Here is a 13,508-nt window from a genome sequence, read left to right on the forward strand (position 1 = left end):
ACCCGGTCCAGTATTCTGCAAATCTGATTTTTGGAAGTAAAAATCGATCATTGCAGAAATCTAATCTCTCCCGGTAAGCTGCCATGCGTCTTCACCAGTTTCACCTTCTCCCCGTCGGAATCATAATAGTTAATTGCGACGGTTTTTTCTGCAAATGCCGCTTCGCTTCCGAGCGGGTCGTTTGCATAGCGATTATCTATTTGATACGTAACAGTGCGCGCAGTATCCCCGCCTCTGGCTGCAGCCGCATTTTCTGCCGTTTCTCCGATATCAGCTATTCCAACGCTTTCTTCTCCGCCTTCAAACGGGCGCTTATCCGGATCTGACTCACGGGTAACCGCGACATCACCGAAATTCGCATCCGCATAACGATCATCGCCATTATGCGGATAAGAGCGCAGCTCATCACTGCTTTCATCAGCCGATTCAGCAGAATGCAACTGAATATCTTCACCGCGGATCAGGGCGAGTACATCATCAAGCTGATCTGGGGTTACAAGTACCTCGCGTGCTTTAGATCCTTCAGAAGGTCCAACAATCTCACGCGACTCAAGTAAATCCATCATTCGACCGGCTTTTGCAAAACCAATCCGCAGTTTTCGCTGCAGCATTGAAGTTGATCCGAACTGGTTGTTCACCACGAGCTCAGCTGCTTGCAGCAAAGTTTCAAGATCGTCACCAATCTCATCTTCGACGGCTTTCTTCTCTGCCTTTGGAATCACATCCTCACGATAAACCGGCTGCATTTGCGCCTTTACATGATTCACAATTTCTTCAATTTCGAATTCGTTTACCCATGCGCCCTGCACACGCATCGGTTTTGATGCGCCGGAAGGCTGGAAAAGCGCATCGCCTTTACCGATAAGCTTTTCCGCTCCAGAGGAATCAAGAATCACCCGCGAATCAGCAAGCGAAGACGTCATGAATGCCAGGCGCGACGGAATATTGGCTTTGATTAATCCGGTTACGACGTCCACCGACGGCCGCTGCGTCGCAAGAACAAGATGGATTCCAGCTGCGCGCGCAAGCTGTGTAATGCGTTGAATCGACGCTTCCACATCACGCGGGGCTACCATCATCAAATCAGCAAGCTCATCAACTACAACCAGCAGATACGGGTAAGGTGTTAATTTCCGTTCAGATCCAGGAAGTGCCTGGAGTTTCCTGAGCGTACCGCCTCATTGAATGAGTCGATATGTTTATATCCATAAGCAGCTAAATCGTCGTAGCGCTGATCCATTTCGCGCACAACCCATTCAAGTGCGTCCGCTGCTTTCTTTGGATTTGTGATAATTGGAGTGATGAGATGCGGAATACCTGCATAAATCGTTAATTCCACTCGTTTTGGATCAACAAGAATCATCCGCACCTGCTCAGGCGTAGCCCGCATCATAACTGAGGTGATCATCGAGTTAATGAAAGATGATTTACCGGCACCAGTTGCACCGGCTACCAGAAGATGCGGCATTTTAGCGAGATTTGCGAGCACATATTGCCCGCCGACATTCTTCCCCACGCCGACAACAAGCGGATGTGTTTCTTTCTTTGCCGCTGCAGAACGCAGCACATCGCCAATCATTACTACCTCACGGTCAGCATTTGGGATTTCAATTCCAATCGCAGATTTACCTGGAATCGGAGAAATAATCCGCACATCTGCAGAGGCGACAGAGTAGGCGATATTTTTTGAAAGCTGGGTGATTCGATCTACCTTTACGCCAGGTCCAAGCTCTACTTCATATTGTGTAACTGTCGGTCCGCGGGAAAACCCAGTAACGACAGCGTCCACGTGAAATTCAGAAAATACGCGCGTCAATGCGGCAACGACTTCATCGTTCACAGCTGAGCGTTCAAGATGCGGTGCACCTGCTTCGAGTATCTTTAATGCGGGCAGCGTGTAGGTAATATTTGCTGCAAGCTCGAGCTGTTTGCCGGTATTTGCTGTATTTTCCGTATTTGGTTTCGGTGCCCGCAGCGGCTTCGTAGCAGATTTTCGCCGTAAGTGCGCGGCTTCATTCTGCAAATTTAGATTAGCTGACTCAGTTTTTGCGGTATCGCTGTTATTTGCGGGATTCTCAATTAACTCAGAACTTGCCGCAGTTACTAAATTTCGCGGCTTAACCGCCGAATCATATGCCTGTGTTGGCAATTGAGCATCCGGATGCAGAATTTGGGTTTCGGCAGATTCTCCCGCAGGCAAGTTAATTTTCTCCGATTTCTTCCGGAAAAAGTTAAACCTTGATTTTTTGTTTGTTTCTGCAGCGTTATTTGCATAATCAGATGTAAATTCAGCACTTGCCGGAAGTGTATTTTCAGCCGCTCGTTCCTGCTGGTGAGGATACTTTTCTTTTCCGGTTTCCTTCCGGTTAGGGAACCGCGTTTTCAATACCGCGAGAATATCACTCACCTGTGCATTGGCAGCATACAAAAATGCGTAGAAAATTATTAAGACTAGTATCGGCACAGCACCCCAGGGCGTAAGCAAAACATTGAGTGCTCCGCCGATAATCCAGCCAACCAAACCGCCGGCAGCTTCAACGGCAAAAAGTTCTGCAGCGGATCTGGCGCTCCCAGCACAATATGCAGGATACCGGTGATTGCAGCTGTCAAAACTATCGCGGAAACCGCCCAGCGAGAATTCGTCTCCTGATGTTTCCGCAGAAAAACTTTATTGAAAGTACTGTCAGAAGCAGCGGCACTACGACGGCAAGGACACCAAAAATACCAGCCGCAATATGGTGCAGGAAGTTTATTGCAGGCGCTTTCAGTCCGAACCATTCCCCAATCGCGATGACGATTGCAAAAGCAAGCAAAGTAATGGCAAGTCCGTCGTGATGCTGCCGGTTATCTATTTCTGCTGCATATGCAGCATCTTGCGAACGAGACGTGTGCGTTTTTGCTGCTTTGCGTCTCCGGCACCGTTCGTATTGACGGCGCTGGTTTTGCGGCGTCCGGCTGAATTATTTTGATTTGAGCTCAACTTTTCCCGAGCCAAAATCGCTCCCATCTGCAGAAAGTTTTCGGCATACTTATTCTATTCCTGAGTATCTCTACACTAAGTGTTCTCATCCTAGTGTAGAGGGCTGGCGCGCCGAACGAAACACAAATCAGGCTTCCATCACTGTTGGAATAATCATTGGTGCGCGCCGCAAACTTTTCGCCGCCCAACGTCCAATTACGCGCCGCATCGCCTGCTGCATTTGGTAAGTATCAGCCGTCCCTTTCGCAAGCGAGCTTTGCAGTGCTGCATGCACGTCAGGCAGGATTTCGCCAAATATTTCCTCGTCTTCAGCCATACCGCGGGCTTGGATGTGCGGACCGGCAAGAATCTCCCGTTTCTGTGAATCCACCACAGCAAACACTGCAATAAACCCTTCCTGCCCGAGTGTGCGGCGGTCAGTAAGTTCTGCTTCCCCAATCTCACCGACGGAGGATCCGTCAACGAAAACGTATCCGCATGGCACTTCACCGACGATTTTTGCGATTCCATCATGCAAATCCACTACGGTTCCGTCTTCGCAAAGCAGCACATTTTCAGCCGGTACACCCGTTTTTACCGCAAGCGAGCCGTTTGCCACAAGATGCCGCGGTTCTCCGTGAATCGGCATCGCATTCAGCGGTTCAATAATGTTATAAGCATAGAGCAGCTCACCTTGCGCGGAATGACCTGAAACGTGTACTGCAGCATTACCTTGATGTACGACTTTTGCCCCGAGCTTCGTTAGCCCATTAATCAGCCGGAAGACCGAATTCTCGTTACCAGGAATCAGTGATGAAGCAAAAACAACTGTATCTCCTGGTCCGACGCCGATCCGCTTATGCGTTCCGGATGCAATTCGCGAAAGCACCGCCATTGGCTCGCCCTGTGATCCTGTTGACATAAATACTCGTTTTTCATCCGGTAAATTATCCACTTCACGTAAATCGACAAGGGTGTTCTCCGGTACGGTGAGCAGTCCGAGTTCCGCCGCAATTCCCATATTTTTCACCATTGAACGGCCGACGAAACAAACTTTCCGCTGATATTTATGCGCCGCATCAAGAACTTGCTGTACACGGTGAACGTGCGAAGCGAAAGATGCCACAACAATCTGCCCTTTAGTTTGGGAAAAAATATTTTCAAGAACCGGTCCGATTTCACCTTCCGAACGTACAAATCCCGGCACTTCCGCATTTGTCGAATCGGCCATAAAAAGATCAACGCCTTCTTCTCCTGCACGGGCGAATGCACGTAAATCTGTAATTCTGCCGTCAAGCGGCAGCTGATCCATCTTAAAATCGCCGGTAATCAGGATATTTCCGCCTGCAGAACGCATAAATACCGCGAGTGCGTCCGGAATCGAGTGGTTCACGGCAATAAATTCACATTCAAAGTTGCCAATCCGTTCCACGTCGCCTTCTTTGACTACCATGGAATACGGTTTAATCCGATGCTCAGCCAACTTTGCTTCGACCAAAGCAATCGTAAATTGCGATCCGATTAGGGGATATCATTACGTAGTTTTAACAGGTACGGCACTGCACCAATATGGTCTTCGTGACCATGCGTAAGGATAATCGCATCAATATCTGCAAGACGATTCTCAAGATAAGAAAAATCCGGGAGAATCAAATCTACACCCGGCTGGCTTTCTTCTGGAAAAAGTACGCCGCAGTCAACAATCAAGATCCGGCCGTTGCATTCGAAAGTGGTCATATTCCGGCCGATATTTCCAATTCCGCCCAGCGGCACAATTCTCACGGTGTCTTTTGCAAGTTCATTAGGTAAATTTGTCGCATTCACTCCTCTATTCTGGCACGTTTTGCAATGCTTTATTAAGCAATGCGCTATTGGTGGAAAACTGCAGGGTATTTGTTTTCGTCAATAGACTTTATTTTTGCAATACTAGTATGACGAGGAAGCAAATAATCATCTTTGGGAACTATATTTAAGGACGGTTCAAGATGCAAAAGTCATTAAATAAACTAACGCAAACCGCTAATCCGGGTCCAACCTTTGTACGTCCAGCTACCCCCGCAGATGCGCAGCAAATCGGCATCCTGACAGCACATTCAATGCATGAAACAGTTGTTGCCGCAATTGAAGCACCATTAAGTAAAGAATCGCGCACACTCTTTGATTCTGCCCGCTTCGCGGAAAGCTGGCAGGAAACGCTAACCGCACCGCTTTCTGCTGAGCACCATGTGCTGCTGGCAATTCACGACGGGAAAATACTCGGTCTGGCTGCCGCCGCCCCGACACAACCATTTGACTTCCCTGCAGCTCACCCCGCAGCTGCTGAACTTCCCGAAAACCGCCGTGCCTTCGAAATCAGTAATTTTGATGTAGATTCCAGACATTACGGCGAAAACCATGAAGCGAGAATGCTTGCCGCAATCACTGATATCGTTGGCGAATCAGGCACAGAACTGTACATCTGGGTTTTCCCAAGCTCAGAAAAGCTAATCCAATTTTTAAGTGAAAGCGGCTTTGCGCCTCTCGGTTTTCAACGTGAGCTTCAGATTGACGGCCGCTCTGTATATCAGCATCTTTGGTGGACAACTTTCTAAAACTCAGTTAAACACTGTTATTTGGCAGCATTCACAGATCGCACTATTGATTGCGGACTCGCTGCAAATCGCTGTGCTAAATCTTGCACCATCTGTACAGTAACTTCACGGGAGCGGCGCAGATTTTCCTCAATCGAGATGAGTTCTCCGCGGAATAGTTCGGCGTATCCAAGACGGTTCTTCCGAAAACCATTCGTTTCCGAAGCAAAAATAAGTTGTGCGCGTTTTTGGTTGAATGCCGTATCAAGTTCTGCTTCGCTTACACCATCCTGCGCGATTTCAACCAGACATTTACGCATCAGTTCGGCAACTTTTTCACTGCTTTCTTCAGCACAAGAGGCTTCCATAGCGAAAACTCCGCCTTCATTCCATCCCAAACTCCAAGAATAAACCGAATATGCCAGCCCATGTTTTTCGCGGATTTCCTGGAAAAGGCGCGAAGACGTACCTCCGCCAAGAATAATATCGAGCATACTGGATGCAGCCTCATCTTTACTTCCAATTTTAATCCCCGGCATTCCAATTACGACGGCGCTCTGCCGGCTGGGATGCGGAAGAATCAGTTCTGCTCCTGCGGAATATTGGATGTCTGTAACCCGACGGCGCGGATTTGGGAGTACACCGTCGTGAAGATTCCATCCGTGCTGTTCCAATAAAGCCAGCAGTATTTTGCAAAGTTCATCATGGTCGATATCTCCGGCAGCACTCACTACCAACTCACGTCCGTGATAGTTGTGCTGATAGTGATTCATCATTGAATCGTGTGATAACGCGGCTACTGTTTCTTTGGTTCCTCCGACTGGCCGTGCAAGCGGATGTGCCCCCATTACCAGCGGTAAAAGTGCGGTTTCAACTGATTCACTCACATCATCTTCGGCAGCAGCTAATTCTTCAAGAATCACACCGCGTTCTGTTTCCATTTGCTCATATTCGAGAGTTGAATCGGTAACCATGTCAACAAGAAGTTCAAGCAATTGCGGCACATCGGTAGAAAAACCCGCCCGTAGTAACAGGTGTATTGCCGTGATGTTGCGGCGTTAATCGCGCCGCCAAGAAAGTCGGAAAGTCGTGAAATATCGGCAGATGTGCGGGTTTTGGTGCCTTTAAAAAGCATGTGCTCAAGAAAATGTGTCGATCCTTCATGCCCGGCAGCTTCATCTCGAGAGCCTGCGCCAATCCAGAAAGAAATAGATGCTGAACGCTGTCCGGGAACTTTCTCACTAAGCACGCGCACCCCGCCGGGGAGAATTGAGCGTCTTCCGAGAATCCCGTTTTCGTTAAATTCCATTTCGGTAAAGTCGGCTAACGGAAGCGAGAGATTTTCATATGCCATACGCGATATGCTCCTGAAATAATCTGAAAGGGTATAACGTCATTGTCAGTTTTGAATTCTTTTTCGAATTTAGCGGGATTTGTGAAACCTGGCAAATCGCTATTGAGAATCAAGACGCAGGTCATGCCGAGAAAATAGTTTTCACTCGGCATGACCTGCAGCGCATTTTATAACTGGAGATTCTCAGGCTGAAATTATATTTCAGCAGATATCCGCAAAGTTTCTAACGCCAATTTCTCAATGCGGAATTATTCCGCAGACTCAGTACTTTCAGCTGCTTCCGCATCTGAAGATTCAGCAGCACGAGTCCGACGGCGTTCCCGCGGACGGCGCTCACGGCGTTCTCCGCGTTCACGGTTAGCTTTTCCTTTATGTTCTTTCGACTCTGACTCGGCTTCTGCCTCTGCTGCAAGCTGTTCTGCGGTAAGCACTGCATGGAGTGAAAGTTTTCCGCGCGGATCAATCTCGGCTAATTCAACCTCGATTTTATCGCCGACATTGAGCACGTCTTCAACTGATTCAACACGTTTTCCGCCAACAAGACGGCGGATTTGCGAGATATGCAGCAGACCGTCCTTACCTGGAGCGAGCGAAACAAATGCCCCGAAAGTAGTGGTTTTTACAACTGTGCCGACAAATCTCTCACCAACTTCCGGCATTTGCGGATTTGCAATACCGTTAATCATTTGACGTGCAGCTTCTGCCGAAGTACCGTTCATCGCTCCGATGAACACAGTACCATCTTCTTCGATTGTGATTTCCGCACCGGTATCTTCCTGAATCTGATTGATTATTTTGCCTTTCGGCCCAATAACTTCCCCAATCTTATCGGTTGGAATCTGCACGGAAATAATCCGCGGAGCAGTCTCAGCCATTTCTTCAACTTCCGGCACAGCTTGCTCAATCAAATCGAGAATTGCAAAACGTGCTTCGCGTGCTTGTGCCAGCGCACCGGCAAGAACCTGAGCCGGAATCCCATCAAGCTTTGTATCGAGCTGCAGCGCTGTCACGAACTCACGGGTACCTGCAACTTTGAAATCCATGTCTCCAAGCGCATCTTCTGCACCAAGAATATCAGTGAGCGCCACGTAGCGCTGTTCACCTGCGATTTCACCAGAGACAAGACCCATCGCAATCCCCGCTACTGGAGCTTTTAGCGGCACACCGGCGTTGAGCAGCGAAATTGTCGATGCACAAACAGATCCCATTGAGGTTGAACCATTTGAACCTAAGGCTTCAGATACTTGCCGAATCGCATACGGGAATTCGCTGCGTGTCGGGAGTACCGGCACTAGTGCGCGTTCTGCAAGCATTCCATGCCCGATCTCGCGGCGCTTCGGCGAACCAACACGGCCAGTCTCACCAGTCGAATACGGCGGGAAATTGTAGTGGTGGATATAACGTTTTGCGCTAATCGGAGTGAGATTGTCAATCTGCTGTTCCATCTTCAGCATGTTCAGCGTGGTCACACCCATAATTTGTGTTTCGCCTCGCTGGAAGAGTGCCGAACCATGAACCCGCGGCAGAATCCCGGATTCCGCCGTAATAGTCCGGATTTCTACCGGAGTCCGGCCGTCCATCCGCTCGCCGGTGGTAAGCACGCGGTTCCGCATTGCCTGCTTCCAATGCGAGTTTACTGCAAGCGCAAGCGGCTGTTCACGCTCCGGGAAGCGGTCAATAAGTTCATCCACAATTGTATCGGTGAGATCATTAAGCGCATCATCACGCTCATGTTTGTCGATAATCCCCCAAAGAGATTCAAAGCGGTCTCCGACCTGTGCGCCTACTGCCGCAAACTCTTCTTCTTCGTACTGCGGGAACAGCGGGTATTCTTCGGTTGGTTTTGCTGCCTGTGCAGCAAGTTCTGCCTGTGCTTCACAAAGCACCCGAATGAATTTCTTTGCAGCTTCAAGACCTTCTGCCACAACTTCTTCAGTTGGTGCTACTCCGCCTTTTTCCACATTTTCAACTAGATGTTCGCCGCCTTCAGCTTCAACCATCATAATTGCAATATCATCACCGACGATTCGGCCTGCAACAACCATTGTAAAAGTTGCACGCGGTTCTTCAGACCAACGCGGGAAAGCAACCCACTGCCCGTCGATTAGGGATACCCGGACGCCGCCGATTGGGCCGGAGAACGGCAGACCGGAAAGCTGGGTAGACATTGAAGCAGCATTAATTGCGACGACGTCGTATGCGTCATCCGGGTGGATTGCGAGCACAGTAGCCACGACTTGGACTTCGTTGCGCAGGCCTTTCACAAATGCCGGACGAAGCGGACGATCGATTAGCCGCGCTGCGAGAATTGCGTCAGTTCCTGGACGGCCTTCCCGCCGGAAGAACGAACCTGGAATCCGGCCGGCCGCATATGAGCGTTCTTCCACATCAACTGTGAGCGGGAAAAATCAAAACCTTCCCGCGGCTGGGATGAAACTGCTGTTGCCGAGAGCACAACCGTTTCATCATCAAGATATGCCAGCGCACATCCGGCTGCCTGCCGTGCAAGCAAACCTGTTTCGAAACGAATCTTGCGTGTACCGAACTTGCCATTATCAATAATAGCTTCGGCATGTTTAATATCTGGACCTTCCATGGTCCCTCCTATTTTTCTAATCTGCCTGCTCAGAGCCGATCATCGATAATCATGCGCGATTTTTCGAAACTTTAATCGAAAATCGATTAATCAAGGATTTTCTTCCGGCTTCGCACACCATCACCGAGGATCGAACCTTGGGCCAGGACTTCCGCTATGTTTCAGCTGATTCACCTGAAATTAATTCAAATTTTGAAATTAATTTCAGGTGCTGAGAATTTGTTTCTAATTATGAGAAATCGGCCCGTACCGTACTTGGCAGGGCCGATTCGCTTCCGTTATCGGCGAATACCGAGACGGGAAATCAGGGAACGGTAACGTTCAATATCTTCTTTACAAGATAGTCGAGAAGGCGACGACGCTTACCGATAAGCAGCATCAGACCACGACGCGAGTGGTGATCGTGATGATGTGTTCGAAAATGCTCCGTAAGTTCCTTGATTCGCGCAGAAAGCAGCGCAACCTGAACTTCAGGCGAACCAGTATCGCCCTCATGGGTTGCATATTCTTTGATGATTGCATCCTTGGTCTCTTTGCTGAGAGCCATATGATTCTCCTTTTTCTCGCTGCACGGAGCCTGGGGCTTGTTCTCCCAAGCGATGACGCTCCGTGGCCGGTATAAACGGCTACCCTATTCTACCACCAGGAACGAAACTATTCCTAATAGATAAAGGTGAACTCTCCCTCATGATTTCTGTACTTGCTAATTGCGGCACATACCTGCATTTGCCGGCTACTGAGCTGTCACATCTTTCGGATTTACCCGACACGCAACAGGAACGCCCAAAATGAGCGCACAATTGCGTAAATCCTGATCCATCTGCGTCAAAAGCGCTGTAACTGAATCGAACTTCATCATCGGACGTAAATAATCAATGAAATCAATCGCAATTTCTTTCCCATAAAGATTCAAATCAGAACGCCCAAGCACATGGGCTTCAACCGTCATTCGTTCCCCTCCGAACTGCGGATTCATCCCAATTGAGATTGCTGCCGGAAGATTTATCACCGCTTTCGCCCCTGGGACATCCTGCACTAACCAACCAGCGTAAACCCCCTGTGCCGGAACTTCACCCAGACCGTCTCCAGAGAGGTTTGCTGTCGGAAAACCAAGCTCCCGCCCCCGTTTGAAACCATGCTCCACCACCCCGCGGATTCGATGCGGACGGCCAAGCACTTTCGCTGCCCCCGCTACATCACCATCGGCAAGTAATTCCCGAACCCATGTCGATGACCACCGCCGTCCAGATTCATCACAAAGATCACTGATAATTTTAACTTGAATCCCAAACTCTTTCCCGTACTCGGCAAGCAATTTTCCATCGCCGGAGTTTCCCCGGCCGAAACGGACATCCTCCCCGACAACTACCGCCTTCGCATGAAGTACTCTGATAAGAATATTTTCAATGAAATCAAGCGGTTCCGTGGCGGCAAATTCGAGATTATATTTCTGCACAAAAACGGCATCTATTCCAGCAGCTTCAAGCCGGGCAAGCCGATCCGCAAGCGAAATCACCAGTTTCAAATTAGTTTCCGGATTGTGCACAATCCGCGGGTGCGGTTCGAAAGTGAGGGCAACTGCCTTAATTCCGCGCTTTCGGGCGGCGGCTACTGTCTGTGCGAGAATTTCGCTGTGCCCTTTATGCATGCCGTCGAAAATACCAATCGTTACGGCAGTATCTCCAAAATCGGAGGGCACATCTGAGTTTTTATACCAAAGTTGCATAAGTTTAAAAAATTGAATTACTGATTAAATTTACTTTTCATCATGGATTACCTGCAATGATTTGCCGATGCCAAATTTCGCCAAGTTCCGCATCATTTCCCGCGTAAGCCGAGCTGATGGCGGCCGCCTGAGAAATCGTCTGCAATATCTCTGGGAGTATTAGCTGTCCGCACGCCATGTTTCTTTCCATGACCGCCGCAGCCGCAGCTCCCGCGGTTATTCCCAGCCTGCCCGTCAATACTCTGCTGATGCTTATTACCGTTGCATCCGCACCCGTTATGTGTTTCACTACCCGGCATTACGGCTGATTCTGTTTCGAAATTTTTCATACCCGTATCCGCACAACCACAATTACTCATATTTACAAGCATATGCCATCGCCTGATAATTCTGAGAACGCAAAGCCAAGACTTGAGAGGTTACTAACCATTATTATCCGGTTTTTCATTACACGAGTTCAAAGGTATTTAATAGAGAACAACACGTCTTTACTAGATACGGCACGATAATAAAATGTACTTCAAGGAGCTTTGATGAGTTATCCCGACTCGATTGCACAATGGCTTAGTCTTCCCCTATACGGCATTTTCGCTACGGTTCTCGGCACCGTCGCCATTTATCTGTTATTTCTATTCGCGGTACGGATTTTCGGGCAGCGCCTGCTCACTTCGCTCACCACGTTTGATACTTTAATGGTGCTCCTCTTCGGATCAATCGTTGCCCGCACCGCACTTGGTCCGGTCCCAACCCTCACTACCGGAATCGTCACATTCGCCACATTAATCGGACTGCACTTTTCACTCGGACGTTTTGCAAATACCGCAGCAGGAGATCGTTTCTTAAACCGCGACCCGATGATTCTTATCGCCGGAAATCAGCTTATTGAAAAGAATATGAAAGCAACAAACACTACATCTACCGAGTTAATGAGCGCACTTCGCGAACGCGGAATTCATTCACTCGACCAGATTGCCGTCGTGATTATCGAACCAACAGGAAAACTCGCCGTGCTGCAAAATAATACGCAGATTGATCCGCAAATACTGCACGGGGTAAAAGATCAAAAATTAATTCCCGCCGAATATATTAAAAAATGATCGCCTGCCGGCGCTGTAAAATTTCTTACTTCGTAACCAGCGGATACCTTTCCGTTCCTCTCCGAAAATATTCAGCGCGCCGAAAGGGAAAATTTTCACTTCGAAATTAGCGTGAAATCCACAGCGAAATTACCGTATTCTAACTATTCCGGCAGCGATTCAGAAAAATGCTGCCGATAAATGGAAGCAAGGATTTTCCCAACCGCTGCATCTCCATTCACCGGTGCTAAGCGCGCATAATTCTCTCCGCCGGCTTCTTTAAACGCTGATTGATTCAACACATCCAACTCGTCAATTGTTTCGATGCAGTCCGCGGTGAAACCCGGCGTTGCCAGCAGCACACTTTTTATCCCCTCATGAGGCAGCTGAGCAATCCGCTCAATTGTAGCAGGCTGCAGCCATTTACCTGGGCCGAATTTGGATTGGAAAGTAGTTTCAAAAGCAACTCCGGTGAATGCACGCATAATCCCAGCAGTGGTATGCAGACACTGCTGACGATAAGAATCTGGATTATGCACTTTCCGCTGCGGAACGCCATGATACGAGAATACGATTTTATCCGGCCGGCAATCTTGCAGCGCAGTTCGAATCTGCCCCTGATACCACGAGATATATTCTGAATTCTCCGGCCATTGGGCGGCGATACTCAGCTGCGGCGCACCCGGCAGCTTCGCTATTTCAGATACTTGCCGGCGAATATCTGCAACAGTAGATGGAGCATAATGCGGAAATAGCGGAATCACCACAACTTCTTCTGCTGTAAACTGCGAAATTGCTTCAGCAATTGACGGCTTAGTGTAAGTCATCGCATACCGCACTTCAATTTCCGGAAGTTCAGCTGCGAGTGCTTTCCATTGCGCTTTAGTATGCACCTCAAGCGGCGAACCATCTGCAGTCCAAATCGCGCTATAGGTCGGAGCAACTTTCTCCGGGCGAACACGTAAAACAATATGGTGCAAAATCGGTTTCCAAAGCCACCGCGGAAAATCAACGACGGCTGGGTCACTCAAAAAAGCGCGAAGAAACTCACGAATATCATTTGGTTCGGGTGAAGCTGGAGTGCCAAGTGCTACGAGTAAGCAGCCGCGTTTTGCCATTATTACCTGCCCTATCTTTGAGTATGAAGAATACTCCTTGTATCGTAGCAGCAAAAACCGCAAAAATATTAATGCGTCGCTAACTTTGCGGAATTAAATCGATTATATC

Annotated in this window: 8 protein-coding genes and 5 pseudogenes; 2 read left to right on the top strand and 11 right to left on the bottom strand. The window is 48.8% G+C overall.

Annotated features, from left to right (window positions below; translation table 11 throughout):
* Positions 1-47: 47 nt before the first annotated feature.
* The 4 genes and pseudogenes from RQN30_RS02775 to RQN30_RS02790 all read right to left on the bottom strand — a co-directional run.
* A pseudogene (locus tag RQN30_RS02775) lies at positions 48-1,909 on the bottom strand (DNA translocase FtsK); the annotation flags it as partial.
* Between the two features lie 703 nt (positions 1,910-2,612).
* Complete coding sequence (locus tag RQN30_RS02780; protein WP_353061160.1) at positions 2,613-2,813, bottom strand: hypothetical protein; 201 nt, start codon at positions 2,811-2,813, stop codon at positions 2,613-2,615.
* Positions 2,814-2,848: 35 nt separating this feature from the next.
* The gene (locus RQN30_RS02785; protein ID WP_353061161.1) at positions 2,849-2,980 is read right to left on the bottom strand and encodes a hypothetical protein; all 132 of its coding nucleotides are present in this window, start codon (positions 2,978-2,980) and stop codon (positions 2,849-2,851) included.
* 127 nt (positions 2,981-3,107) lie between these two features.
* Positions 3,108-4,741: pseudogene (locus RQN30_RS02790) on the bottom strand (ribonuclease J).
* A 203-nt stretch (positions 4,742-4,944) separates the two neighbouring features.
* On the opposite strand from RQN30_RS02790, the gene RQN30_RS02795 reads away from it, so the two are divergent.
* Positions 4,945-5,550 (top strand): GNAT family N-acetyltransferase, encoded by a 606-nt coding sequence (locus tag RQN30_RS02795; protein ID WP_353061162.1) that lies wholly within the window; start codon positions 4,945-4,947, stop codon positions 5,548-5,550.
* Between the two features lie 17 nt (positions 5,551-5,567).
* Here RQN30_RS02795 and RQN30_RS02800 read toward each other — a convergent pair whose 3' ends face one another.
* The 6 genes and pseudogenes from RQN30_RS02800 to RQN30_RS02825 form a co-directional block, all read right to left on the bottom strand.
* Positions 5,568-6,377, bottom strand: coding sequence for an insulinase family protein (locus RQN30_RS02800; RefSeq protein WP_353061749.1), 810 nt, complete (start codon positions 6,375-6,377; stop codon positions 5,568-5,570).
* A gap of 21 nt (positions 6,378-6,398) precedes the next feature.
* Positions 6,399-6,883 (bottom strand): annotated as a pseudogene (locus RQN30_RS02805) (M16 family metallopeptidase); the annotation flags it as partial.
* Between the two features lie 248 nt (positions 6,884-7,131).
* Positions 7,132-9,479: pseudogene (locus RQN30_RS02810) on the bottom strand (polyribonucleotide nucleotidyltransferase).
* Positions 9,480-9,757: 278 nt separating this feature from the next.
* Positions 9,758-10,026, bottom strand: a pseudogene (gene rpsO, locus RQN30_RS02815) (30S ribosomal protein S15).
* Between the two features lie 186 nt (positions 10,027-10,212).
* Positions 10,213-11,205, bottom strand: a complete 993-nt coding sequence (locus RQN30_RS02820) for a bifunctional riboflavin kinase/FAD synthetase (protein ID WP_353061163.1) — start codon at positions 11,203-11,205, stop codon at positions 10,213-10,215.
* Positions 11,206-11,297: 92 nt separating this feature from the next.
* Complete coding sequence (locus RQN30_RS02825) at positions 11,298-11,534, bottom strand: hypothetical protein (protein WP_353061164.1); 237 nt, start codon at positions 11,532-11,534, stop codon at positions 11,298-11,300.
* Positions 11,535-11,738: 204 nt separating this feature from the next.
* Between RQN30_RS02825 and RQN30_RS02830 the strand changes: the two genes are divergently transcribed.
* Positions 11,739-12,302 (top strand): DUF421 domain-containing protein, encoded by a 564-nt coding sequence (locus tag RQN30_RS02830; RefSeq protein WP_353061165.1) that lies wholly within the window; start codon positions 11,739-11,741, stop codon positions 12,300-12,302.
* A gap of 143 nt (positions 12,303-12,445) precedes the next feature.
* Here RQN30_RS02830 and hemH read toward each other — a convergent pair whose 3' ends face one another.
* Positions 12,446-13,399 carry a ferrochelatase gene (gene hemH, locus RQN30_RS02835; RefSeq protein ID WP_353061166.1) on the bottom strand — a complete coding sequence of 318 codons (954 nt, stop codon included), beginning with the start codon at positions 13,397-13,399 and terminating at the stop codon, positions 12,446-12,448.
* Between the last annotated feature and the right edge of the window lie 109 nt (positions 13,400-13,508).

Source organism: Arcanobacterium hippocoleae, assembly GCF_040360365.1.
GTDB classification, from domain to species: Bacteria; Actinomycetota; Actinomycetes; order Actinomycetales; family Actinomycetaceae; genus Arcanobacterium_A; species Arcanobacterium_A hippocoleae_A.